Source organism: Enterococcus sp. M190262 (genome assembly GCF_005843965.1).
Classification (GTDB): Bacteria; Bacillota; Bacilli; order Lactobacillales; family Enterococcaceae; genus Enterococcus_D; species Enterococcus_D gallinarum.
The window spans coordinates 115257-139945 of record NZ_CP040462.1; the positions used below are offsets into that span (position 1 = coordinate 115257).

General features: G+C 29.9%; 24 protein-coding genes and 2 pseudogenes. 8 read left to right on the forward strand and 18 right to left on the reverse strand.

The features are described 5' to 3' along the window. Nucleotides 1–264: 264 nt before the first annotated feature. From FE005_RS16295 to FE005_RS16310, 4 genes are read left to right on the forward strand one after another with little or no spacing between them, the layout of a single operon-like run. The gene (locus FE005_RS16295) at nt 265–1011 is read left to right on the forward strand and encodes an ABC transporter ATP-binding protein (RefSeq protein WP_103301382.1); all 747 of its coding nucleotides are present in this window, start codon (nt 265–267) and stop codon (nt 1009–1011) included. Further along, a complete protein-coding gene (locus FE005_RS16300; protein WP_254697013.1) occupies nt 1008–1817 on the forward strand; it encodes an ABC transporter permease in 810 nt (269 codons plus the stop codon). The genes FE005_RS16295 and FE005_RS16300 overlap by 4 nt, the downstream gene beginning before the upstream one ends. Further along, entirely contained in the window at nt 1814–2839 is a 1026-nt protein-coding gene (locus FE005_RS16305; RefSeq protein WP_103301381.1) for an ABC transporter substrate-binding protein, read from the forward strand. Before FE005_RS16300 ends, FE005_RS16305 begins: the two co-directional genes overlap by 4 nt. Beyond that, a complete protein-coding gene (locus FE005_RS16310; RefSeq protein ID WP_103301380.1) occupies nt 2839–3585 on the forward strand; it encodes an ABC transporter permease in 747 nt (248 codons plus the stop codon). Before FE005_RS16305 ends, FE005_RS16310 begins: the two co-directional genes overlap by 1 nt. A 697-nt stretch (nt 3586–4282) precedes the next feature. Here the strand turns inward: FE005_RS16310 and FE005_RS16315 are convergent. The 8 genes from FE005_RS16315 to FE005_RS16355 all read right to left on the reverse strand — a co-directional run bounded on the left by FE005_RS16315 (nt 4283) and on the right by FE005_RS16355 (nt 11553). Beyond that, the gene (locus FE005_RS16315; protein ID WP_138372294.1) at nt 4283–5758 is read right to left on the reverse strand and encodes a Rib/alpha-like domain-containing protein; all 1476 of its coding nucleotides are present in this window, start codon (nt 5756–5758) and stop codon (nt 4283–4285) included. 1107 nt (nt 5759–6865) lie between these two features. Next, on the reverse strand, nt 6866–7177 hold the full coding sequence (locus tag FE005_RS16325; protein WP_103301378.1) for a hypothetical protein: 312 nt from the start codon (nt 7175–7177) through the stop codon (nt 6866–6868). Nucleotides 7178–7192: 15 nt separating this feature from the next. Next, on the reverse strand, nt 7193–7396 hold the full coding sequence (locus tag FE005_RS16330; protein ID WP_242386957.1) for a ComC/BlpC family peptide pheromone/bacteriocin: 204 nt from the start codon (nt 7394–7396) through the stop codon (nt 7193–7195). A 215-nt stretch (nt 7397–7611) separates the two neighbouring features. Continuing rightward, the gene (locus tag FE005_RS17130) at nt 7612–7881 is read right to left on the reverse strand and encodes a hypothetical protein (protein ID WP_228081233.1); all 270 of its coding nucleotides are present in this window, start codon (nt 7879–7881) and stop codon (nt 7612–7614) included. A gap of 518 nt (nt 7882–8399) precedes the next feature. Beyond that, on the reverse strand, nt 8400–8693 hold the full coding sequence (locus FE005_RS16340; protein ID WP_103301377.1) for a hypothetical protein: 294 nt from the start codon (nt 8691–8693) through the stop codon (nt 8400–8402). A gap of 392 nt (nt 8694–9085) precedes the next feature. Continuing rightward, nucleotides 9086–9544, reverse strand: coding sequence for a hypothetical protein (locus tag FE005_RS16345; RefSeq protein ID WP_138372295.1), 459 nt, complete (start codon nt 9542–9544; stop codon nt 9086–9088). 2 nt (nt 9545–9546) lie between these two features. Further along, nucleotides 9547–10107 carry a peptidase gene (locus FE005_RS16350; protein WP_138372296.1) on the reverse strand — a complete coding sequence of 187 codons (561 nt, stop codon included), beginning with the start codon at nt 10105–10107 and terminating at the stop codon, nt 9547–9549. 645 nt (nt 10108–10752) lie between these two features. Continuing rightward, entirely contained in the window at nt 10753–11553 is an 801-nt protein-coding gene (locus FE005_RS16355; protein WP_138372297.1) for a helix-turn-helix domain-containing protein, read from the reverse strand. A gap of 201 nt (nt 11554–11754) precedes the next feature. Here FE005_RS16355 and FE005_RS16360 point away from each other — a divergent pair. The 3 genes and pseudogenes from FE005_RS16360 to tnpA all read left to right on the forward strand — a co-directional run. Continuing rightward, a pseudogene (locus tag FE005_RS16360) lies at nt 11755–11940 on the forward strand (transposase family protein); the annotation flags it as partial. A gap of 34 nt (nt 11941–11974) precedes the next feature. Continuing rightward, nucleotides 11975–12142, forward strand: a complete 168-nt coding sequence (locus FE005_RS16365) for a transposase (RefSeq protein ID WP_340139797.1) — start codon at nt 11975–11977, stop codon at nt 12140–12142. 189 nt (nt 12143–12331) lie between these two features. Beyond that, nucleotides 12332–12729: pseudogene (tnpA, locus tag FE005_RS16370) on the forward strand (IS200/IS605 family transposase). A gap of 190 nt (nt 12730–12919) precedes the next feature. On the opposite strand, the gene FE005_RS16375 reads toward tnpA, so the two are convergent. The 3 genes from FE005_RS16375 to FE005_RS16385 all read right to left on the reverse strand — a co-directional run bounded on the left by FE005_RS16375 (nt 12920) and on the right by FE005_RS16385 (nt 14535). Then, a complete protein-coding gene (locus FE005_RS16375) occupies nt 12920–13327 on the reverse strand; it encodes a helix-turn-helix domain-containing protein (protein ID WP_175413590.1) in 408 nt (135 codons plus the stop codon). Between the two features lie 295 nt (nt 13328–13622). Then, the gene (locus FE005_RS16380; RefSeq protein ID WP_138372299.1) at nt 13623–13868 is read right to left on the reverse strand and encodes a hypothetical protein; all 246 of its coding nucleotides are present in this window, start codon (nt 13866–13868) and stop codon (nt 13623–13625) included. Between the two features lie 445 nt (nt 13869–14313). Then, entirely contained in the window at nt 14314–14535 is a 222-nt protein-coding gene (locus tag FE005_RS16385) for a hypothetical protein (protein ID WP_242386977.1), read from the reverse strand. A gap of 255 nt (nt 14536–14790) precedes the next feature. Here FE005_RS16385 and FE005_RS16390 point away from each other — a divergent pair, with 255 nt between their 5' ends. Then, on the forward strand, nt 14791–15138 hold the full coding sequence (locus FE005_RS16390) for a hypothetical protein (protein WP_138372300.1): 348 nt from the start codon (nt 14791–14793) through the stop codon (nt 15136–15138). Between the two features lie 408 nt (nt 15139–15546). On the opposite strand, the gene FE005_RS16395 is transcribed toward FE005_RS16390, so the two are convergent. The 7 genes from FE005_RS16395 to FE005_RS17220 form a co-directional block, all read right to left on the reverse strand. Beyond that, complete coding sequence (locus tag FE005_RS16395; RefSeq protein ID WP_135172271.1) at nt 15547–15951, reverse strand: Spx/MgsR family RNA polymerase-binding regulatory protein; 405 nt, start codon at nt 15949–15951, stop codon at nt 15547–15549. A 629-nt stretch (nt 15952–16580) separates the two neighbouring features. Continuing rightward, entirely contained in the window at nt 16581–17789 is a 1209-nt protein-coding gene (locus FE005_RS16400; RefSeq protein ID WP_138372301.1) for an MFS transporter, read from the reverse strand. 101 nt (nt 17790–17890) lie between these two features. Beyond that, a complete protein-coding gene (locus tag FE005_RS16405) occupies nt 17891–20776 on the reverse strand; it encodes an AMP-binding protein (protein WP_138372302.1) in 2886 nt (961 codons plus the stop codon). A gap of 38 nt (nt 20777–20814) precedes the next feature. Next, the gene (locus FE005_RS16410) at nt 20815–21147 is read right to left on the reverse strand and encodes an inorganic diphosphatase (protein WP_138372303.1); all 333 of its coding nucleotides are present in this window, start codon (nt 21145–21147) and stop codon (nt 20815–20817) included. A gap of 22 nt (nt 21148–21169) precedes the next feature. Beyond that, nucleotides 21170–22345, reverse strand: a complete 1176-nt coding sequence (locus FE005_RS16415; protein WP_138372304.1) for a radical SAM protein — start codon at nt 22343–22345, stop codon at nt 21170–21172. 52 nt (nt 22346–22397) lie between these two features. After that, nucleotides 22398–23948 carry a radical SAM protein gene (locus FE005_RS16420; RefSeq protein WP_175413591.1) on the reverse strand — a complete coding sequence of 517 codons (1551 nt, stop codon included), beginning with the start codon at nt 23946–23948 and terminating at the stop codon, nt 22398–22400. Nucleotides 23949–24343: 395 nt separating this feature from the next. Then, nucleotides 24344–24463: a hypothetical protein gene (locus FE005_RS17220; RefSeq protein WP_368074416.1), complete on the reverse strand. Its 120-nt coding sequence runs from the start codon at nt 24461–24463 to the stop codon at nt 24344–24346. Between the last annotated feature and the right edge of the window lie 226 nt (nt 24464–24689).

Here is a 24689-nt window from a genome sequence, read left to right on the forward strand (position 1 = left end):
AATCGGAAAGACGCACCAGCTTATATTAGACACAAATTCGTTTAAAGAATTGCAACATACGACTTATAAATAATCAAATTCATCAGGAAAAACACTATTTCAAATACAATATAAACTTCAACAAGAAATAGTAAAGTTTACCGCTCTACTAAAAATGGTTATAGGAAAATGATTAATACCAAATAAAAATAACAATGATTTATAGAGTTAACTAATAAAAAACAGAAAATTATCATTTAACTCTATTAATAATAAGGAGAAAAAATGCAAAATCTATTAATAAACGTTAAAAACCTAGAAAAAACATTTATCACAAATGCTAATGAAAGGATAACAGCTTTAAAAAACATAAATTTAACAGTAAGTGAAGGGGAATTTATTTCCTTAATAGGGCCAAGTGGCTGTGGGAAATCAACACTTCTTCGTATTATTAGTGGATTAGAGACATATGATTCTGGAGAATTAACATTTACTTTGGAAAACAAAAATAATGGTTTCGTTTTTCAAGATTCTGTTTTATTTCCATGGAAAACAGTTTATCAAAACGTTATTTTCCCTTTGGAAATAAAAAAACAAAAAAATGCTAGCAGCTTAGCTCAGGTTGATGATTTAATCAAAATGGTTGGTTTAGAAAAGTTTCGTAATGCTTTACCAAAAGAACTTTCTGGGGGAATGAAACAAAGAGCTTCTATTGCGCGCGCTCTCTCATATGATCCAACAGTGCTAATGATGGATGAGCCTTTTGGTGCTTTAGATGCTATGACACGTGATACATTAAACCTCGAACTATCACGAATTTGGAGTGAATCTGGAAAAACTATACTATTTGTTACACATGATATAGATGAGGCAGTTTTTCTATCAACTAAGGTTGTTATAATGAGTGCTCGACCTGGAACAATTAAAGAAGTTATTCCAATCGACTTGGATAAGCAACGTGATTTAAAAATTCGAGGTTCAGATCAATTTATTAAATATAGCAATTATTTAAGAGGGGAGTTAGAACATTGAAGCCCAAAAAAAATACTCATATATCTGATCCATTGAAGCCCAAAAAAAATACTCATATATCTGATCCTTTGATATCCATTTTATTGCTGATGATTGTTTGGCAGTTATATATTAGTAAAGAAGATGTTCCAGCGTTTATACTCCCATCTCCCCTAGATGTTTTGAAAGAGATTATGAATCAGGTAATCAGTGGAAATATTTGGTTTCATATATTTGTAACAGGATTCGAGACAATCATTGGGTTTCTAATGGCTTCATTATTTGGGCTAATTGTAGGATACTTTATTTATAAAAACGAAACCATTAGATTAATGCTGATGCCTTTCTTAATATTTTTCCAAGCAGCTCCTAAAATTGCTCTAGTCCCCATATTTATCATTTGGTTTGGCTTAGGATTATTTTCTAAGCTATTTGTTGTCTTTTCAATGGTGTTTTTCCCGATTGTTATTGGAATGATCGATGGTATGAATGCTATCCCAAAAGACATGTATAATTTGATGAAAATATTAAATGCTGATCGTTCGCAAGTGCTCAAAAGCCTAGAAATTCCATATGCTCTTCCTTCCATTTTTGCTGCTTTGAAAGTAGGAATCGTCCAAGCAATTATTGGTGCTACAGTTGCTGAATGGATGTCTGGTCAAAACGGATTAGGATACATCCAAACGTATGCATCTTCAACTTTTAATACTCCCTTATTAATTGCGGGAATTTTCTTTACAATAATTTTAGGTCTACTTTTCTATGCTATTATCGAACACTTTGAAGCTTATTTCTTATCCTGGAATAAATCGGGGGATCAAAAATGAAAAAAAATTTATTAATAATTTTTTGGGGGCTATGTTTATTATTTAGTTTAAGTAGCTGTAAAAATAAAGAAGTATCTATTGAACATACAAGCACTGGTTTGGCTAAAGTTTCTATTCAAATTGATGGTGCTGCAACCCCATATTATGCTCCATTGTACTTAGCTAAAGAAAAAGGTTGGTTTGAAGAAGAAGGTTTAGACGTAGAATTCTATTATGCCTCTGCTTCGGAAATTGTGAAAAATGTTGCTGCTAACAACGTAGAATTTGGTTTTCCAAACTCTGATCCCGTTGTCATTGGACGATCAAATGGAGTTCCAGTTAAAATTATTCATACTACTTATCAAGAAGGTCTCGGATCCATTATTTACAAAAAGAATTCTACTATTCGTAAGCCTGAAGATTTACAAGGGAAAACAATTGGTATTACCTCCTATGGAAGTCCTAACTTTATTCAGTTGCAAGTCATATTAGAGCAGGTAGGACTATCATTAGACGATGTTTCTATCAAAATAATTGGTACAGGAGCTATCGTAAATTCTCTTGTTTCCGACCAAGTAGATGCCATTAGTTTTTCAATGTTAAGAGCTTACGATTTACAAGAACAAGGCCTAACTGTTGGAGAGTTTCGCTCTGAAAACTACATGCCTACACAAGGAAATGTCGTAATCACAAGTGATAAATTCCTGAAAAAAAATCTAGATCTATGTCAAAAATTCGTGAAGGCATTGAATCGATCACTAGCTTTTCTCGTAGATGGGCACTTAAGTACTGGTATTGAAACCGCGATCGCTGACTACGCTCCTTCTGCGAAAGGGTCTGAAAAAAAAATAAAAAAAGTTATGGAGAATGAATTTGTCCCAAAACTTTGGCAAAGTAAAAATACATTCAGTTATGGTTTCGGGTATTCTGATGTTTCTCGATATAACAACTATATCGACTTATTGTGCGAATATAATTTAATCTCAGATAAGTATGACGCAAAGCAATTAGTCGTAAATCTTGATGAGGGAGAGAAAAAGTAATGAAATCAAAAAATATTATATACCCTTCTTTACTCTTTACTCTTATTATTATTATTTGGGAATTATCTGTGAGAATTAGCAATGTTCCAAACTACATTTTGCCATCACCCACAAAATTAACTAGTTTTTTTCTAACCTATATATCTACTGGTGAATTACTAATAAATGCATGGGTTACTCTACAAGAAATTTTTATTGGAACATTTTTTGGAATTATTTTAGGTGTTTTTTTAGGATACTTAATTGTTAAAATAAAGTTAATTGAACGGCTGCTGATGCCCTTAATTTTAATTATCCAAATAGCACCTAAAATTTCTTTAGCTCCTTTATTCATATTGTGGTTCGGACTGGGTATCCAATCTAAGATTGCTTTAGTTATTTTAGTTGTTTCATTTCCAATTATGGTCAACCAATACACAGCTTTTAAACAAATTGATATTCGTTATATCGAATTATTAAAAATATTAAAAGCAAGTAAGTTTCAAAAATTTATTAGTTTGGAATTGCCATTTGCTTTTTCTGCAATTATATCGGGAATTAAAGTCTCCGTGACACAAGCCATTACTGCTGCGGTTATAGGCGAAATGATGGGGGCCAAGTCAGGCTTAGGTTACCTTTTAACATATGGAAATGAAATGTATGATATAAACATTATACTTTCATCAGTTATTACTTTATCCATTATAGGGTTGGTCCTTTACTATATGGCTACTTATATAGAGAAAAAAGTTTTATATTGGAGATAGATGATTAATACTATTATCAAAATAAAATATCAAATACACTTAATAAAAATTTTTAAGACAGCTTATCTTTATCTGAAACTCTATACTCCAAATAGTGAAAAAATAAGTGAATTATATGAACGATTTCAATTATAATAAATTCTATTTTTTATTTAAACTAATCCTTTAGACCAAAATCTTTTATTTCCATACCTATATTTCAAATCCGCACATTTTTCATGGATTAAAGTTGTGATTCAGCTTTTAAATAGTTCATAAAACTGGAAACACTTATTTTTGAATTCTCACTAAATATCGATGTAATCAAGCATAACGTGTGCTTCTATAATTTCGACATCTTTCATTTCGTACAATTTTCTTACTATCTAGCCAATACTTACTCTTGGCTTTCCATAAATCACTTTTCACAGATGCTTTAATTATGTGATACTTATAATCCTATTTAGTTAAACATAAAAAACTCCTTTCGATATACTAATTACTGATAAGTAGTTAGTATATCGAAAGGAGTTTTTTTCGCTAAAGCTACTTCATCCTCTAGTAGAAACTCGCGTTTTTTCATACACTACGCGAACAAAACTGATTAAAATCATTAAACTAAAATTAATGTTGATGAAAAATTAAATTCCATTTTCCATCAACATTAATTAATTTGACTATATAAAAATATTATATATTTGTTATCAATGTAATCTACTTATAAATACTTATTTTTAAATATTAAACCTATAAAAGATAGCAATAGAAGAAAACTACCACCTAACATTAAAACATATTGTTCAGATTCTCCTGTTTTTGGTAACTTTTTGTTCTCCTGTTTATCTTCAGATATTTTTTGAACTGCTTTAGCCACTCTAGGAGTAACATCAGTCTTTTGTTCTAGTTGTCTTTCATCTTTTTTATCCATTAGTTTTGAAGTATCCCCAATGTTTCCATTTAATGGCTCTTTATGAATTCCAGCACTATTAGAATTTTCAGGATCTTTTTGTGGTATTACGGTTAATGCTGCTGAAACAATATCAGTTGAACCATCTGGATACGTAAAAGTAATACTAATTGGTGCTTTGTCGTATTCAACATCTGTCATTGGTTTTCCATAAGTCCACTTAACGGTTGTCCCTTGTGGTAATTGATCGATTGCTTCGGCATTCTGAATAAAATCTAAGGGCTGAATCGGATCACCAATTGATACTGTCACTTCTTTCCCTTTCGGATTATATTGTTGCGCTTGAGAAGTAGACTTCATTAATGTATTTTGTGCAATAATTAATTCTTTTTTCATTGCCTCTACTTCTTTAAACATTTCTAATAGATTATTGAATAATACATTTCCTAATGACATTTTTTTTGCTTTATCTAATAATGATTGAGCCCGATCTTTTACTTCTTCATAGGTTGAAATACTTGTTGGTGCTTTATCACTTGTTTTTACAGCTGTTTTAAGTGCAGTTTCTAGTTGTGATAAAAGAGTATTATATCTGTTTACTTCTTCAGCTGTAGCTTGTCGTTCAACAAACCCCTCCTTTGCAGAAATAATTGCAGTTTTTTGTGTTTCAACGTCAGCCAGTGCCTTTTTAATCTCCTCTAATGTAGCATTAGAACTATTTACAATCGCTTTTCCTTCTTTATATGGTTCATAAGCATTTGATACAGCATTCGCATACACTGTTTTTGATTCTTCTGTATAAGGAAAAGTATTTGGATTTTCTTGGATTAATATAAGCAAGTCATTTAAAGCAACTGTCAATTTTTGTTTTTCTGTGACTAGTTCAGATTCCTGCTCTTTTCCAGTAATCGCATTATTAGGTGTTACCACAGAAACAGTGACTTCTGTAATACTACCATCCGGATACTGAACTTGAACAGGAAAATTATAGTCTCCATCATTTTTAATCATCAAAGGAAGTCTTTGTTCATATTCTTTAAGAACAGATTTAATAACAGGTACTTGACCAAATGCTGTTGTCTGAACAGCATTTAAGATCTCGAACTTATTAACTGATTCTCCCTTATTTTTTGTAATCTTTGTGGTAGTCACTTGATAAAGATCTTTTTGTTGTTGTGTCTCTTGTGCAAATACAATGTTCATGTGTGTAGTAGGCAATATAATTCCAGCAGATAAACATGTAACGCATAAAAGACATGTACTTACTCTTCTAAATACATTTTTCATAAACTATTTTCCTTTCCAAATAAAAAATAAAGATAAAAATTTTGCACTTTGTTTCTAGCTAAAGAACAGCGTTTTCATCTCGATAATAAGATACAAATTTATTTATTATTTGTAAATACTTTTATAAAAAATTTCTTACAATATTATTCTCATGAATATGCGCATAAAAAATAACTCGATTCCTGCAAAAACTGTTGAAAACATTGAACCTATCAAAATTATTTTGTCTACTTCAGACGTTAAATTGTGAATCATATCAGATATAAAATTACTTCTCTGCTGAACGAAAAAATGTCTTTATCTTTTGTTATCAGATATATTTGATCACCATTATTCGTACCTTGAAAAAGTTTAAAAGCTATTTACTAAAAAGGTCTCTATAAAGATTCTTCTAAAAATATTAATAGTTGACAAACTTCTTCCGCACACTTCCATAGTACGTGAAATGGGCTTTACTTGTGCAGATGACAAAACACGTGGATTAATTGAAAGATTTTTAAAAATAAATTACCTTGATAAACAAATTATTTCTTAGACTACACCAATCCAGAATCAGTATAATTTTTAATCGCAGACATGAATACCACCAACTTCTAGCCTACAAAGCGTGTTCTATCTAATGCGGAAATAGTAATTGATTGGTTTCATATTGTCAAATTCATAATAGAGATATTAAAAAATTGATAGAACTAAAAATTTATTTAATCACACCATTCTATAACTCGATAAACTAAAGCATACGTTACATTCAATTCAATTTTTGAATATCTAGAAAATTAGAAGAATAAATTGTCTGCGATTCCCTCATTTACGATTAATCCCTTGATACAAATATATTTTACCGTGTTTCCATTTTTTGTAGGTGTGTTAGAAGAACATTCTTCTTGATTAATTTTAAGAATATTTTCTTTCGTTTTTTTCAATATTTTACAATCAGGTCTCTTTATTAATCTTGACAAACGAATGTAAAGAATCGTTACGAATATCCAAAAAGAAAATTTATCAGTAAATATCCACCCGTTTTCACGGGTGGATATTTACTGATTGCTTAAAATGATAATAAAACAACTTCTTTCACTACTTTTTTCTCGCTATAAATGAGCAATATTATAATGAATCTTCTTCAACAATCTTATAATGTTTATAAAATCGTTTTTTTGAAACAACGCTATGATTAGTAATATCTAAAAAATCTCCAATATATCCTATTGGATACGATGCATAACCAGGATAACTCAATAAGGTTATCTTCAAATTGAATTTCACAGACGGATTTATTCCACTCATCGAAATTACTAATTTATCATCATTCCATCTTAAATAATTTTCTTTAAAAGCTTTTTGAACCCATATTGGTTGAATATTAGTTTTACTAATTTCCCATACATCTGATAAATGACCTTTATATAAAGCTTTCATACGAATCCCACATCCTCATCTAAAATTACATGCATTAGGTGTTCCACCAGTTCCTCCAGGAACACAAGAATGTACAGGGCCACGATGTGGGTATTTTCCATTTAATTGATCTATTACTTGTTGTGGATTAACAGGATGTGCGGCATTACCAATAGCACCTAGCACATCACCAATCCATTCCCATCCTCTTTCTTGAATAACAGGTTCTCCATCATACACAGTGCTATTATCTGATAAAACATTTTGTATTTGAGCCGAATTTGCTATCACTTCCTCAGCATCTGCATTTATCCCACTAAAAAACAGAATTTCAGATGTCATCAATGATGATGCAGCTAAGCAAATAACTTTATATTTTTTTGGCTTTAAAAATTTCATCATAGAGAAAAACCTTCTTTCATATTTTTAAATAAAGCTGACTAGTTATTTTAAAATTAATCAATTGTAAGTAAACCACAAAAATTTTGTTGTTTCATTTCAAAAAAATTCCGCGTAGAAAAATCATTTCCCGTTACGCTAGCTATATGATAATAATACTTTTTCTCTGCTTCAATTATTAACAAATAGCCGGACTTTATCCCTAAACTAGAATAATTTTTAATTTCAAACTTCTTAATAGTAGATTTAGGAATACGAATAAGCTTTTTACTGAATGCTGCCTCTTTTAGATTTACCAAAGAAACACCACTACCTATTTTTTTCAATCACTTCACTAGGTGTACATATAAACAACACAATATTAGTAATTAACCCTTGGATCAAAGCATCGAAAGGAATACTATTCAAAATAGGATACGCATAACTGTAACATGTAAAATAATTCTCTTGAGGTGTAATTTCTAAATACTTTAAAAATGAAACTATCTGTTGTTCTAATCGATCATCTGAAATCATTTTACCACTTCCATTAATTTCCCCAACAAGACACAGCGTTGATTGCTATTCCAGCTACAATAGTTGCTGCATTGAATTTTGCAAATTGTGCAGAAGATAAACTTTTTTTAGCCACATTCAAAAGAATTTTAACAGCATAATCATAAATTTTCCTTGTAAAGCATTGATTAGAGTTTGCATTAAGTGTTCTCGATTAAGAATATCCCAAACAACTCCACCAAATGGCAATGAGTTCATCACAACATATTCTGTGAATTCTGAAGATTAAAATTTAATCATACTTCAACAAAATTTTAGAAAAAAATAAATGAAATTACTTTTTTAAGAATCAAATACTTTTTAAGTTATGCCATATTAAAATAGTTCTCATATCATTCCTAATATTATTGGTTGCGCTAGTCATATTTCCAATAGTATCATTTATTACACCGTTCCAATTCACCCTACATTTTCCATTTTTTAGATTTGTTGGACCATAAGCATAGCCATTTTGACACTCAATATTTGGATTATACCAAATAGGATTGTACCAAACTTGCTGCGGAAGCTGATTCAGTTGTCGCAAATAGTCCAACACCAATAAATCCAATACATTTAAATCCGTAAATAAATATTTTTTCATTTTCTCTGTCTCCATAAAAAGATTAAATTTTGATATTAATGATTTTTCTCCCACAACATTCCTATAAGGGTAAAAAAGAACATCAAACTAAACGTTAAAAGAAAATCCCTAAATGCTTCTGAAAAAGATGCTCCTAATAAAGTCAAATTAACAATAAAATACCCTAAAGGAAGAATGATAGAAATTGCTACACACGAAAGTATAAAAATAAGAACTTTTTTATCGTTTTCATTCAGTTTTTCTTCCTCATTTCTCTAAGCAAAAAATTATATTAAATTCCCTTAAGCCACTACTTTTATACCAGCGTCAACGAATGTATTTATTCCACTATTAATAAATCCAACAAATAAGATGTTTAATTGCACATTTTATTTGTATACACTCAAGTGCTTTCACTTAGAAGTTAATAAACCATTGAAATCATTCTCCAATAAAAAACGAAAGTTAACACTAGAAAAGTCCATACAACTCATCGAAAGAATACTATCAACATCAATATAAAAATACATTGTCTTTTGATTGGTTTTTACTTTTAAACAGTGCTGTCCCCAAAAAGGTACTTTTTCGATTAAAAATTCAGTAATATTTTTGTAGCTAATACGCAACATGGAATAATCAAAATCACTTTTGACATTTTCCGTCTTTTCAGTAATCATAAGTAATTCATGATTCAAAAAGATCAACCAACAAATATCTGTAAAAAGGTAATGGTATAAGCCATTACCACCACCAAGCATATTTAATACGGGTGAACACGCTTTTGTAACACGAAGATAGTTATGATTTAAGAAAATATTTTCTGTAATCATCGCTCGTTTAAAGGCAATATGCTCTTCTTCTAAAGTTTTCATACTCATTCCATTGCACAACTAACTGCCGCTGTTGCAATTCCCGCAACAACATTTACCTTTGCTAATTCTTTTGCGGCCGCTTTACCTAACTGTTTTTCTGCAATCTTTATTAATATATCTGCTGCTTTTTCAAAATTAAAAGCTTTCAAAGCTTCGATGAATCCACTTTGGGCAGAAGCTGCTGTTCCTAAAGCCCACGCAACTCCACCTCCAGGCAATGAATTAATTACTACACAACCAGCATACTTTTTCCAATTCACTCGTTGTAAACTTGGCACAACAATCTGCTCATAAAATGCTTTCGCAGCTATTCCTTCTTCAGTATTCTGATTGATTCGTTCGTGAATTGCATTTAAATCATTTACATGATAAACTCCATCTTCATCAAAAGAACCAACTGTTTCAAAATAAAAAGTTAATTCATCTACTAATTCATTTTTCAATTGTTGATTCATTTCTGTTGTTTCTTCAGCCGCATAAACACTTGTGCCAGCACAAACGAATGTACTCAACCCAACTAACAATACTCCTAATAAAGAAAAATATTTTCCCCACTTTTTCATTGTTGTTCACCTTCTATTTTTTTATTATTTTATAATCAATTTATGCAAACGACTATTCACAAAGCAATTTTTTCCCGATTGATTCATTGCGCCTTTCTGCCTTGTAACATCCTTCACAATTAGGATTGTGACATACAAAATTCTGAAAAAACAGTCTATTATTTTCACAATAGTTGGTGTAAAATATTACGAATTGGTTATTTTTACAAATTAACTTCTTTTAAAACACTAAATTTGTTTTAAAATATTATTTTTAATAAGCACTTCGTACATAATACATTACTTGCGTCGATCTTTTCTCCGGACACTTTTTAAGAACGACTAAACGTGTCACATCAATCTCATGATATTCTCTAAATAATAAATACTGATCCAGATCATCTACATCTTGTTTCGCCTGATGAATTTCTTCAACTGTTCCGGTTCATACATGTGGATTGACATCTATACTATTGTCTTGGATTCATGATCCATCATATAATCTCTAATCGTTTCATTACACTGATAAACATCGATGAATTATAAAAAAATCTTGATCTTATTTACTTAAAAAAAAGTGTCAGTTTCTAATAATGCTCTACCACTTTTTTATAGTTATTTATAAAAATGACTTATCCAATTTTCCGATGAATTTTTGATAATTTTTCATATCCCTTGTTTATCCGAATACATAAATGATTTTCTTTTGAAAAATGAAAGAATCGTCAATAACATAATTTGCTCCTTAGATTCTTTAATTAAAGCAGAACTCAAATCTAAATTAATCGTTTCTCCGCTTCTTGTGATCACTGTGAGAAAAAAAGTTTCCCTAATTAAGTGACTTGCTCTTGGTGTTGACCAAAAAGAAAATAATTTGTCAGGATTAAACTTGAATGGTTCTAAAATAATTTCAATTGATTCTATTTCTTTATAATCTACATAATATAAATTTTTATTTCTAAAAATAGATTTTAAAAGAAAGGTTGATTCATCCAGAACTGTTCTGGAACTATCTTTTGCTTCTTTCACAAAAGTTAAACCTGATTTTGTGATTGTCCAATATTGATAGTATCGTTTATAGTCAAAAGGACCATTGTTAGTAATAAACAAATATAGCAGACATACTATACCTAACGATGTAAAAACTTTGAGTGGTATATGCTCTATACATAGATTAAAACAAAATACCGTAAATATTAACATAAATACCAAAATAAAAATCGGATACTTATTATTAGGCTTTCCAAAGTGGAACGGAAAATTTAAATAAGGCTCTCCTGTAATTAGTTCATCCAAAGATATATTTAATAAACCACTTAACACAATCAGGTTATCAATACTTGGTAATGTTTCTCCATTCTCCCACTTAGAAATAAATTGTCGAGAAATTCCTAATTCTTTTTCCAATTCTTCTTGAGTAAAATGATTTTCCCTTCTAAATTTTATAATATTATTTGCCCATGTCATTTTATACACGCCTTTTCTGTAAAATATATTACCCAAAAAAGGACTCTATTCACGCACTTATCACGGGCACTGTCTCAAACTAGCAATTTCTGGTAATTTGGTTAAGTAAGTTTTTAAGAGGTTAGCGAAAAGGTCTTTTTTTGTACAGTTTAAGTGTACTTTATTTTTAGATTCTATAATATTGTGTGTTGACATAAAATCAAAGGTGTTTAAGCTCAGTTTATTAAAGGAAAATTGGATGACTCACCTTCCCATTTTGAACACTGTGGATCGGTTCGTATTATCCGCAACAGTTCCTATACGACACGTACTCAGATGTTGAAAGTCAAAGAAAAGTTAACTATTTTAGAATTAAAACGTACCCGTTTTCTCTGTCATGATTGTGGTCTGAAAATCAGAAGAAGTACCATCGGCTCAAGCGATATTATCTTACTCAAAGATTCCACAACATTGGATCTACTCAAACGACGTCACGGAGGGTCTAAATAACAAGATAAAGCTGATTAAACGAATTGCGTTTGGTTATCGCAACTTTTATAGCTTTCGGGCACGGATCTATTTACAACAAGGTCTGATCTTTGAAAACTAAAAAATAGGCTCTATAATTTATGGGACTGATGAATCAGAATTGATTCTTCAGTCCTATTTTCATTTATTGACTTTAGTCAATTTCGTTCGCGTAGCGTACGAAACAAAAAAACCGCGCGTTTCTAAGCGTGGACGAAATAGCTTTAGCGATAAAAGTTTAGCACATACGAGATGGAATTGTAAGTATCACATTGTCTTCACCCAAAAGTATCGACGAAAAGTGATTTATGGAAAGTTAAGAGTAATATTGGTCAGATATTAAGAAAATTGTGTTAGATAAAAGATGTTGAAATCATTGAAGGTCATGCAATGCCTGACCATATTCAACTGTTAGTAAGAATATCGCCAAAAATTAGTATTTCCAGTTTTATGGGTTACTTAAAAGGACAAAGCGCAACCGTAATCCATGAAAAACATGCGAATTTGAAATATAAGTATGGTAATAAAAGCTTTTGATCCAAAGGATATTACATGAGTATAGTTGGATTAAATCAAAAAACAATTGAAAAATATATTCGAGAGCAAGAAGCAGATGATCGAATTAGAGATAGTATAAGTAAACAAGAGTATGTAGATCCATTTAAATAGTTAAAGAGAGATAGGGCTGTGAGCGGTTGGTGCTCATTTAAAAAGCCCCTTTTAAGGGGCTAGCGAGTGGTGATCCCTTCTAGGGCTGTTAAAAATCCACCCGTTTTCACGGATGGATTTTTACTATTGACAAAAAGCCAAAATAATTAGATGATTTTTTACTATTACAAATTAAAAGTTACAATTCTACTTAATTATTTCTTTGAATTTCTTTAATGAAATATATTATACCAAGAACAGAAACTGACAAAGCAAAATAATTTATTTCTTTAAAATTACGTTTGATAGCATTAAAGATAAAATATCCAAAGATTCCTATAAAAATAATCAAGATGATACTACTTAAAACAATAGATATTTTCTTTTCTAAATTTTTGTGGATTAATTCTTCCTTGAAATTAATATCTTCTTTAATAAGTTCATCTAAGGTTATATCAAATAGATCAGATAATTGTATAATATTTGATATATCTGGAGAGCTTTGTCCTCTTTCCCAATTTGAAATTGCTTGACTAGATACATTTAACATTTCGGCTAATTTTTTTTGAGACCATCCTTTTTCTATTCGCAATACTTTTATCTTTTCACTTATAGACAATATTATTCCTCCTTTTACTAAGTTAAAGTATACAGTTTAGCAACTTTATATGTCACTAAACTATTAATTTTTCGAGATAAAGCACTGCTTGAATAGTTTAAATAATAGTAAATATCATGAATAGAACAAAATTATTTAAAAAGCAGTTAATCTTGCGATTGACTGCTTTTTTATGGCTCTATAATTTATGGTAATGATGAACCATAATTGTTTCTTCAGCCCTATTTTCATTTATTGACAAAGAGCCCCCTTTTATCAAATATAACATTAGCTTCTATATTTCAATTTATATATATTATTTTGATTTTAAACTATCTACATATCCAATAAATCCTTTTAATAAAACAACAACAATAATAAATGTAATTAAAGTAATTATAATTTTAACAGGGTTAGAGAGGCTTCTCAAATATATCAAAATATTATTTGTTACTGTAAAACCTTTAAAAACATCTATATCTAAAATAATCCTTAAAAAGTTTAAACTAAGTGTCGTAATACCTAGAATAATGAAAATATAAAAGCATATTTTATTAAACATTACTACCTCCTAAAAAGCAATAAGTATAAGCATTTGTGCAGTGCATTCCACTTCGGTATTATTCTATCCTAAATTTTTAAGTTATTGATAGAAAAAAGAAGAGCACTAATTATGAACTAACGCTCTTCTTTTTGATTTGCTTATTCACATAGCAAAACATTGAGTTTCCGATTTGGATAAAATTATTATAACGTATGAATTGATACTAAATCAATATTTTTTATTATATAAGAAAATTCTGTCAAATTTCAAATCAAATGTGTTCTTGGGACATGAATCCTATAGTTTAATTTTTTAGCATTTCTTTTTGTTTCTATATATACCTTACGACATACAAAAACCTCAGCCGTATCGGTTGTATTCAAAACCTGAAAAACGCCTAGTTCATCAATTGAGAAATCATAAATCCAATTCTCATGTACCCATCTCTTTTGATCCTTTCGATTCATTGTTGACCACTTGTAAATTTTTCTTCTTTTGTTTGTTTCTTAATACGTTTCAAGTTAGACAATAATATATTTGTTTTCTTTTCAACTTCTCTCATACTGTTCATTTCCATTCCGACAATAGAAAGCAATTTTTCTAACTCTTTCCTGCTTTCTTTTTTCATTCCAGTATATTTTTCACTGAAGATTTTTTCTGATCCATCAGCTTCCAATTTTTGAATTTAGATTTTATAGTCTTGATTGTTGGTACTGAATTAGTGACTGGTTCTGTAGCATATGCTACTGAAAATACAACACTTGAAGCAAGTGATAAAGTAATTGTAACCAAAAATGATAAGTACATTAAGTTCGAAAAATAATTTTCACAACTACAAAACCAATGTAGTACTGAATTTAAAACTCGTGTATATAGTCAGTCGACACAAAAAGCAGCAGTTAATTTAATTGAAAAATACGATGGTGCTGAAATTACTGTAGTGAGAGTAGCAGCAAAATATTCAACTAAATTTGTTAATGATGGCGTAAATTCATTTGCTACAAGCAAGTCTGGATTACAACAATTACGCACCGACCTTGCTACTACAGCAACATTACTACTGGCCAACGGAACTGTCGGCGGTGCTGCAGTTGCAGGTCCTTTAGGGGCGTTGCTGGGATTAGTAGGTGGCGGTATTTTAGGGTCAACTGTTAGATCTGCAAGTAATACAATACAAAGTTGGATTAACGTTGGGTCATCGAAAGGTGGCGTTCGTGTTACACTAGTGGAACAATTTCCTATTTCTAGCCTTAACTCCCAGTCGCAAGCAAAAATTAAAAAATTATAAAGAATGAAGTGATTGAATGAAATTCACGTTAAATAGCCATATAACGAAAGTGATTAGTGTAATTGTCTTTCTTATAGCTATTATTTCTAGTTATTTAGTAAATACTAACCTATTGGGAGATAAAATTTATGAAAATCTTTTAACCGGTTTTGGACCACCTGGAGTCCTAGTATTCCTAGCATTATATTTTAATAGAATGAACAAAATTGTAAGATATATCATACTAATTTTTGGTATCTCTTATTTTCTATTCGTTTGTTCGTACTTTCTGATTGGATTTCATAATCCACATTGGAGCAATTGATAATGGATATATAAAGAGACTATAATACACTTCAATTAGGATTATAAAAAGAGTGTTCAGGAAATAACCATTTTCTGAACACTCTAAAAAATTTTTTCTTACAATTATTCTTCTAGATAGTAACTACCACTATCCAATAATTGTGTACGTCTATATTCCTTTGATAGAAAACATCTTATTTCTCTCTCGTTAAATCCAATCACTATCTTTTTTTCATCAATTATAATAGGCAACTTAATCACTGAAGGATTCTGGATAAGTATTCCGATTAAATATTCTGTCGAACACTCATTTTCATTAATTTCTAACGCCTGGAATTTTTTGGTCCGAGCATTGATCAAGTCATCAAATCCATTTTCAGCAAGAGCCAAAATTTTTTTAATTTCGTGTACTTTAATCGGATTTTTTTTAGTAATCTTTCGATCGACATACTCCAGATTGTGATTCTCCAACCACCTCATTGCCGTACGCCCCGAATTAGTCTTAGAAAGATAATAAACTTTAATCATATCATCGTCTCTCCTAAAAATTTGTCCCAAATTTATTGAAGTTGATTATAGCATAAAAAAAAGCCCAATCATGAATGATCGAGCTCAGAAAGTTAGAACGAAAGGTTCTAAATGTTAGGATAAACTCAGTCTACCTTCTTTAAGAAAATTATTCAAGAATCAAACAATACTTCGGATAGAAACTAATCCTATTTCTAGAATTGTCAAAAGAAATAGAGAAAATAAAAGACACAGATTAATGTGTCTTTTTTTAAGAAAGATAGTCTTTAATGCTTCTTGTCTTTATTATTTGATCTTTCATCTTTGTAATATTTGATATTATATAATTAAAAATAGATATCATATCCTCACTCCATATCAGATTTAATTGTATAATTATTGTAACATAGACATACTAATTTTTAGTATTTGTTATTTTCTATTCGTTTGTTATTCCTTTTTAATTGGATTTCATAATCCACATTGAAGTAATTAATATAATAGAAGAATAATATCCAAGAACTGTTCTACTACTTCATAAACCTGTTTTTTAATAAACAATGATTTGTTTGTGAATTTATGGATATAAAGAGACAATAATACACTTCAATTATAATTATAAAAAGGGTGTTCAGAAAATGATCATTTTCCTAATCCACTTTTTTGTGAAGAAATATTCCAAATACAATAGACAAAATAGCCATCGCTACTCCTATGAATAAGAAATTGAATGTAAAATTAGGATATAAAATAAATGTAAACGTTAAAGTACCCGCAGGCATAAAGAGAATTGCTATTGTAAATATAATACCGAATACACGTCCCAAAAATTCAGTATCCACATCTCTTTGAACAAAAGAGAAAAATTGAATGTTAAAAATTGTTAAAAATAAGTTAAAAAATACAGGAACTAAAGATAATAATAGTAAATTAGGGAATATTATATATATGATAGGTGTGCTCGCAAGAGTTAGTCCCGAAATTCCAAGATACGCTAACAATCGATTAGTCGACAAGCTCTTATTGAGCTTACCACTTAAAAAAGCTCCAGCAAGTCCTCCTATAGCCTCAGCTGCAAGAAAAGTACCATATACACTACCAGTGATTCTAGGAAACATTTGATTTCCAAAAGGCAATAACAAATTGTAAGCTGCAAGAAAAAAATTTACTAGGGCTGAAAGTATAATTAATATAAAAATTTTCCTTTGCTTAAACATATACTTGAATCCATCAGTCAAATCTCGAAAAATAATCTGAATTGAAAATGTATCTTCTTTCTTAATTTCTTCGAAAATAGGCGAAATAAGTAATACAATTAAACTAGAAGCTATAAATGAAACTCCATTTAAAATCAGGGAACCATAAATCCCTATCCAGTGATAAATCCCAATAGCTACGATAGGTACTACAATCTTAACAACTGTACTTGCTGTCTGCAAATATGAATTAGTTTGAGCGATTGTATCTTTCTCAACTATTTCTTTTGTGAAAGCCTTATAAGCCGGTCCCGAAAATGATGATAATAAAGCCAAAAAAATATTTGCAACTATAATCGAATAAATTAGCCAAGTTTCAACATTGATAAATGACAGAATAATACAAGCTAGTCCACTTAGAAAGTCTGTTAAAATAATAATTTTTTTACGTCGAAAACGATCTGCAATTACTCCACCAAATAGATTGAAAATAACTCCCATGACACTCTCAAGTGTCTGATATATTCCAACTAGAGATAAGGAGTGCAAGTTTAAGCTCGCAAGAAAGGTATTATTTGCATAATCAAATAGAACATCTCCAATTCTAGAAATAGCACTGCTTGTTACAAGAAAGGTTGAGTTTTTCTTTTCAATTTTTTTCAATATTTCTCTCCAACATTTTTTAATTGTATAAATATATAATTGAGGAATGCAAATCTATAAAAACTTTGAACTGTACTTTATCTTTAACACATTTTGTTTAGTCAAAGTCTGCTAACCTCAATGGCATATGATTCCCCGAGTATCTCTACATGATATTCTTCTTCCAATAAAACATTACAAAAAATCACTTGGTACAATTCAGATTTATGAGTAAACACAACCATATAATTACTATCAAAACCAACTTCCGATATTTTTTTTAAAGTATTTTGTATATCCGTTACTTCTCCAATATAATTAACTATAGCATTTACATTATCCCATCTATTTTTGGCGATTTTATAAGCTCCCTCAAATCTAGGGTATCCTTCAAATATTTTGTCCTTGATATTCAGACCTTTTCGATATTTTTCAGTTAAATCCACAATTCTTTTTTTGAATTGAAAAAAATTATCGGAATTCTTAATAAAGATGGGTAAAGTAAAGTGAGTATCACCTACAATATTTTCAGCATCAAAATTTTCCAAATTTCTTATATTTGCAGTCATCGCTCCAGTTACTAAAGAGACCTGCGCCTTATTGAAAAGGCATTGAGAAAACTTGTAGAATGATTCAACAGCTATGTCAATAGAATCATTAAAAATATTTTTTGATTGCATTATTTGTATATTAGACTTTTTTCTATCGATATTTTTGCTAAAAGTCACTTCTGTAACAGGTATAAACTCTAAGGCTTCTTCAATAGATAAGCTACTGTTGGTATCTTTTATGAATTTGATATAACTTTCATAAGAGCTATCTATTCCATGGAAATATTCTCCGTTATCGTTATTAAGATAATTTTTTATCAATTTAGCGATTTTAAAAAGGGAGGATTTATCCATAATATGATGTGAGAAGTAAACCCTAATATTTTTTTCTTTTACTTCAGCAATAATTAAAAATAAATATCTTTCAAGTTTTTCATGAAGTAAGTCTTTAATTAATTTATCAGGGAGCTCATTTTCCACTGCATAAATAATTGGCTGAAAATCTTCTTGTTTAATTTTTTTAAAATATAAACTATCTTTTTCAGTTAAAACAAATTTTAGTGAGTCTATATGATATGATAAACTTTGAAAAAAAACTTTTATATCATTCAATATTTTATAATTAATATCTTCAACTGGGGAATCAAAATAAAGAATAGAATTATACTTTTTTAAGTAATACGTCTTTTGATGATAAAGTGTTGGAATTAATCCTTCTTCTAAGTTATTTTTATTCAAAGAGTTTTCTACAATCATTTTCAAGTTAATTTCATCCAAATTTTTATCCTGATTTATCATTGGTTTAAAACTTTTCTTTTGTTTCAAAAAATCACTTAATTGTGCTAAGCTTGAAAAACTGAAAAATAAACTGTCATCTATTTTTATATCAAAAGCATCTTCAACTTCTAAAAAAAAACGAACTGTATCCAATGAGTCAAGCTCGTCTAGAGACTTAACGTCGTATTTCTTTAAAATTTTAATTAATTCCTCTTGTGTAACTTGGGAATCAATGGATATCTCTTTTTGTGAATAAAACTTCTCAATCATCCTTTTAACATCAAACTTTCGATTTTGATTTAATAAGAATTCATCGACTTTTATTATGATGGGATTTAAATAATTAGGTATGGACTCGAGTATTTCTTTTTTTAAATCATCAGAACTTGATACAGGATAATAAAAGATATAGATTCTCTTTTTTTCGTATACGGTTCTACAAAGTCTGATACCAGAAATTTTAAGGACAGTATTATCAATTTCTTCCAGTTCAACTCTTATTCCATTCACCTGAACTTGATTATCTTTTCTAGTTTCAAAAACTAATTCTCCTTGAGTATTATGATAAACAAAATCACCTGTTCTATAAAATATCTCCCCATCTATATCTATAAACTTTTTCTTTGATAATTCTGGTTGTAGAAGATAGCCTGCAGACACACCTTCTCCCCCAATAAATAGTTCTCCTTTTAAAGTTTCATCACCTTGTTCATCTAAAATTTTCAAAAGTGTACCTGTTAAGGGGATACCAATAGGTACCGAATCTGTTTCTTTACCTGTAAGTTTATAAAACGTGGCATAAATCGTGGTTTCACTAGGTCCATACATATTAATTACTTCAGTGCCATTCTTCAAAATTGGTAATAACTTTTTGGAAAGGGACAAACTTACAGCTTCACCTCCCAATCCAAGATATTTTAGATTTTTAAAATCATCATACTTAGATATTTCCAATAACAATTCAACATAAGAAGGAGATAGTGAAATATGTGTAATGTTAAACTTTTTAATATAAGGAATTACAGCAGTCATTTTTTCTGTATCTTTAAGGGTATTTGAAAAACAACAAAGCTCCCCACCGGTAAAAATCGGTAAAAATATTTCTGAAATTGATACATCAAACGTATACGGGGTTGAAAAAAGAAATTTACAGTTTTCATCAAAAGAACAAATTTGTCTGAATTCTGATAGCAACCACGCGATATTTTTTTGAGTCAAAAAAACTTTTTTGGGAACTCCTGTAGTACCCGAAGTACATATGATATATGCAATATCTGATATATTGTTTCTAAAATTATGCACACCTAATAAATTTTTCTTATCTGGTGCAATAAATACAGATGAAGATTTTGGCGAAAATCTATTTTCCTTACACATGATGATTAAATCATAGTCAACATCTTCAACTCTCAACAGAGATTTTTCCAATGGTAACGATGTAGTCAGAGGCATTGGAATTTTACCTGCTTTTATTATTCCTAGAACAATCGGAAGAACATATTTATCATCTTTAAGATATAGAGGAATAATTTTCTTTGATGTCAAAGAGATTATTTTTTTTGCTATACCATTCGAATAAAAATCGACCTCCAGAAAAGTAAATGTCTCTTCAGGTGAAGAAATACAGATTTTATCTGGTGTCTCAGCAATTCTCTTTTTCAATGCTTCTAAAATAAGCATATTATCATTCCTTTTCTAGCTTTTAATATAAAACTCTATCATAGAACTTCAATAACTGAATCAAAATATTTTTCCAAAAAATGCGTTCTTTCAAATATTTCTTTTTCTGACAATACTTCTTTTTCTGAAGTAACAACCCACTTATTCTCATTATCATTTTTCCGATGGATAACTGCGACAAGTACTCCTTCAAACGTGTTCATTGGAGATGTTGCTTCCTTAGAAATAACGTATACATCCTGCTCTTCTCCATCTCCGCCTATAACCCCTGAAACAAAACCATAGTTAATAGGATATACATTTCCATAGCTGTCTTCAAAGCCAATAGGTCGATCAATAGTAACTCGCAGTTTAAGTTTTTCCATAGTCATAGTATTTTTTACCCCTTTATCTTTATTTTATAGGACTACCAATCCATGTGCATAAATAATCCATGTGTACTAATTGTTTAGAAGATCCTTTATGAATTTTTACCGGTGGAAGACTTGCATTATGCTCTTTTGAACAATACGGATCTTTTGAAAATAAAGATTTTTCACCAGTTTTATGCATCCTATACAAATAAGCCATCGCAGCACATCCTCCACCACAAGTATTTACAAGTCTACAATTTCCACAATCTTCAATTAAGTTCGGATTTGCATTTCTCTTTCTAAACAGTCGAAATTGAGGACTTTCTATTAAATCTTTTAAGTCATCCTCCAAAATATTACCAACTTTGAAATCATGGAGATATACACATGGGGCGATTGGAATTTTACCATCTGGTGTGATTGAATGAATTCTGAAAGAGGTTCTCCCACATGGGCATCGTTTTCCCTTCTCATTTCCTACTGCACCTGCAACAATCGGGTCGGTCATATCTATAACATTACACAAACTATTTAAAACTCTATATCCCTTAAAATACTGTTCATATGTTGCCATATTTTCAATATGCTTCAATTCTGTTGGCTTCATCATATTTATTCTAATGTTAGCATCATATGTTTTTGCAATAGAAACTAATTCTCTCAAATGCTCCTCTGAAAAGTTCCATTTCATCGCACACATTACAATTGTATGATCTTTATTATACTTTTGACACATTTTTAACACTGTGATAGCTTGAGAATATAAGTTAGCACCTCGATTTTTATTATGTTCCTCCTCAAATGGAGAATCAAAGCTAATATCTATATCATTCAACATTTTAAACTCTTCAGGGAAATTTTTTTCCAAATAAATGGCAGTAATTCCCGATGTAGTTAAGCCTATTTTTATTCCTCTCTTAGTTATTTCTCTTATAATATAAGGTAAAAGTGTCTTCTTAGGATTTAATCCATTAGTAAATAATGGCTCATTTCCACCTACATTGATTGTTTCCACTCCAATTTGAGATACCTGGTCAACAATCCTATCAATCATTTCAGTTGTCAGATCCATTCCTTTTTCTCTGGATAACATAGAATAACAATGTGTACATCTATACGGACACTCATTCCCAAGAGTCCAACCTATATTCTTGATTTTGAATTCACATTCATCCAGCTGTTTTAATTCCTCATCTAACATAAGCTCATTTTTCATAAGATATCCTCCTTGCTATATTTAAGTTTATTGCTAATTAAATTAAAAACTATTATTCCAAAAACTTACTAACTACTCCTGTAAATATCATCTGGTTATCGCGATAAAGTTTATCAACCGCAGCATTTATAATTCCAAAATCCTTCTTTTTCTCAAGAATAAATTTATCCACAAAAATCTCTGAATCTTCTATCTCATCTATTTTTGATAGCACTTTTTCAAAAAAGTCAATATCAATTTCATGAACTACTTTATACAGATCATAAAATTGAAAATATTTTTCTTTATTGTCTAGTGCTTTGGGAGCTGAAATTGGATCTATCAGCTTATCATATAAAGCACTATTTTTCTTTTGATACATTTTAAGTATAAAATATACTTTTTGAGCCGAAGGATCTAAAATTGGGTATTGATAATTCCCATTTATTTTAAAAGTTGATTCCTTATATTTTCTTTTGATATATTTCCCAAATATAGTACCTTCAGCCGCATAGGTTTCACTAAAAATTCCTTTAATTATTATTTCTCTATGCTCTTTGAAAAATTTCAAATTTTCGTATAATTCCTGCATCGTTGTTTTATCATCAAAAAGCATAAACCCAGCTTGAACAAAAATATTATATCGTTCAAAAATTGCTAAAGCTCTGTTGTTATCTAAAAAGGAGGCTTTTTTCCCAATTCTCTTTAAAAAGCTCTGAGATCCATTTTCTATTCCACATGAGACGGCAAATAAACCAGATTCAGCTAAAAATTTAATTCTTTTATCTGTAACTTGATCTGCTCTAATAGATATTCTAAATAGTATGCTGTCGATAATTTGGGAACGGCATATAGCTTCAAAAAATTGTTTGCACCACTCATCATCTCTGCTTCCCTCTAAAAAACTATCATCAACAAATTTAAATACCCGTGCCCCTTTCAAATACAGATATTCTAAAATATTAACGATATTTTTTATACTCATCTCTCTCCATTTATAAGAACAATAGAATTGGGAAATTGAACAAAAACTACATGATCCATAACAGCCCTTTGAAGAGATCACATTAACAGTTGCCTTAGATTCAATAATCTGGGACAGGTATTTTCGCTCATGAATATTATTAAGGTTATTAAGATCTACTACAGGATATGAATCATTTTTCACTACATTTCCATTTTTCAAATAGGCAATATTATGAACATCAGAAATATCTATCTTTCCAAAATAGTAATTGCATAAATCTATAATTGCCTTATCGCCTTCACCTATCATCACAACCTCACAGCCAATTCTCAGTAACGCTTCATATTCAAATGTTCCTCCATATCCACCCACTACTACGGGAATTCCTTTAGGTAATAGATCAATAAATTCCTTAACTTCACTTACATTGCTTAAACACCCCGAAATTCCAACAAATAGTGTTTTTGAAAAATCATAACTTGTTGAAAATTCTTTTGAGTCTATATTTTCCAACCAGAGATCTCTATATTCACTATCAATTCCCTCATCCTTCAAAGCCGCTTGAAGATAGTAGATCCCCAAGTTTTCTTCGGGCGTTCTGTGGGACTCGATATTCAGAACTAAAAATAATGGTCTTTTTAAATTTTCAGAATTCATACAAATTCCTCCATAAAATAATTTAGTTAAAATATATGACATAACAACAATAATTGACTCTACCAATATTTACAGATATTTTAAGCTAATGTTGATTTTCTGTATGCTTTATATTTACCAGTACACGCAAAAAAACAGCACAAATTAGTCCCGTACTGAAGCTCACAAAATAACAGTTGATTTAATAAAGAAAAAGTTATATATTGTGAAACTAATTTTACTGATTTTTTAATGAAACAATATCTAGTTATTCTATTCCTATGTTTTATCACTTAACGATAATTAGCAATTATCAACATCGTAATCAAAGTTAATTAACTAAAAATCAAATAAATTCTATTATTGCGTGTGTTTTACCAATTTATCCAAAGAATGTAAAGGTAATTTATTTTTTACTAAATCCTGTCTGCCAATAATGATAGAATTTTCTGAATATTTTTCGATAATAAATTCGTAAGTAAGATATTTAATAGTGTGGGCTTTCCAAACTCATTTCTTCCAGTAATGATTAATATTTGTCCTCTATTGAGCTCTAGAGCAACATTATCAAGAACTTTTTATTCTTTATACTCAAATGTAAAGTCTCTTATTTTCTTAAAATATTGACCGTCCATACCTAATATACGTGCCTAAAAGATGAAGTATGTAATTACCTTATAGCTATGAAATTAGTGTTTTTGTTTTTATTGGAAATAATATACTACTTTTTTTCATAAATAAACATATTGGACTATTAAATCG

Excerpts from the sequence above, each read along its gene's own strand:
- FE005_RS16295 (WP_103301382.1), top strand. The coding sequence starts at position 265 with ATGCAAAATCTATTAATAAACGTTAAAAACCTAGAAAAAACATTTATC.
- FE005_RS16305 (WP_103301381.1), top strand. The coding sequence starts at position 1,814 with ATGAAAAAAAATTTATTAATAATTTTTTGGGGGCTATGTTTATTATTT.
- FE005_RS16310 (WP_103301380.1), top strand. The coding sequence starts at position 2,839 with ATGAAATCAAAAAATATTATATACCCTTCTTTACTCTTTACTCTTATT.
- FE005_RS16315 (WP_138372294.1), bottom strand. The coding sequence starts at position 5,758 with ATGAAAAATGTATTTAGAAGAGTAAGTACATGTCTTTTATGCGTTACA.
- FE005_RS16325 (WP_103301378.1), bottom strand. The coding sequence starts at position 7,177 with ATGAAAGCTTTATATAAAGGTCATTTATCAGATGTATGGGAAATTAGT.
- FE005_RS16340 (WP_103301377.1), bottom strand. The coding sequence starts at position 8,693 with ATGAAAAAATATTTATTTACGGATTTAAATGTATTGGATTTATTGGTG.
- FE005_RS16345 (WP_138372295.1), bottom strand. The coding sequence starts at position 9,544 with ATGAAAACTTTAGAAGAAGAGCATATTGCCTTTAAACGAGCGATGATT.
- FE005_RS16350 (WP_138372296.1), bottom strand. The coding sequence starts at position 10,107 with ATGAAAAAGTGGGGAAAATATTTTTCTTTATTAGGAGTATTGTTAGTT.
- FE005_RS16355 (WP_138372297.1), bottom strand. The coding sequence starts at position 11,553 with ATGACATGGGCAAATAATATTATAAAATTTAGAAGGGAAAATCATTTT.
- FE005_RS16380 (WP_138372299.1), bottom strand. The coding sequence starts at position 13,868 with ATGTTTAATAAAATATGCTTTTATATTTTCATTATTCTAGGTATTACG.
- FE005_RS16395 (WP_135172271.1), bottom strand. The coding sequence starts at position 15,951 with ATGATTAAAGTTTATTATCTTTCTAAGACTAATTCGGGGCGTACGGCA.
- FE005_RS16405 (WP_138372302.1), bottom strand. The coding sequence starts at position 20,776 with ATGCTTATTTTAGAAGCATTGAAAAAGAGAATTGCTGAGACACCAGAT.
- FE005_RS16410 (WP_138372303.1), bottom strand. The coding sequence starts at position 21,147 with ATGACTATGGAAAAACTTAAACTGCGAGTTACTATTGATCGACCTATT.
- FE005_RS16415 (WP_138372304.1), bottom strand. The coding sequence starts at position 22,345 with ATGAAAAATGAGCTTATGTTAGATGAGGAATTAAAACAGCTGGATGAA.
- FE005_RS16420 (WP_175413591.1), bottom strand. The coding sequence starts at position 23,948 with ATGAATTCTGAAAATTTAAAAAGACCATTATTTTTAGTTCTGAATATC.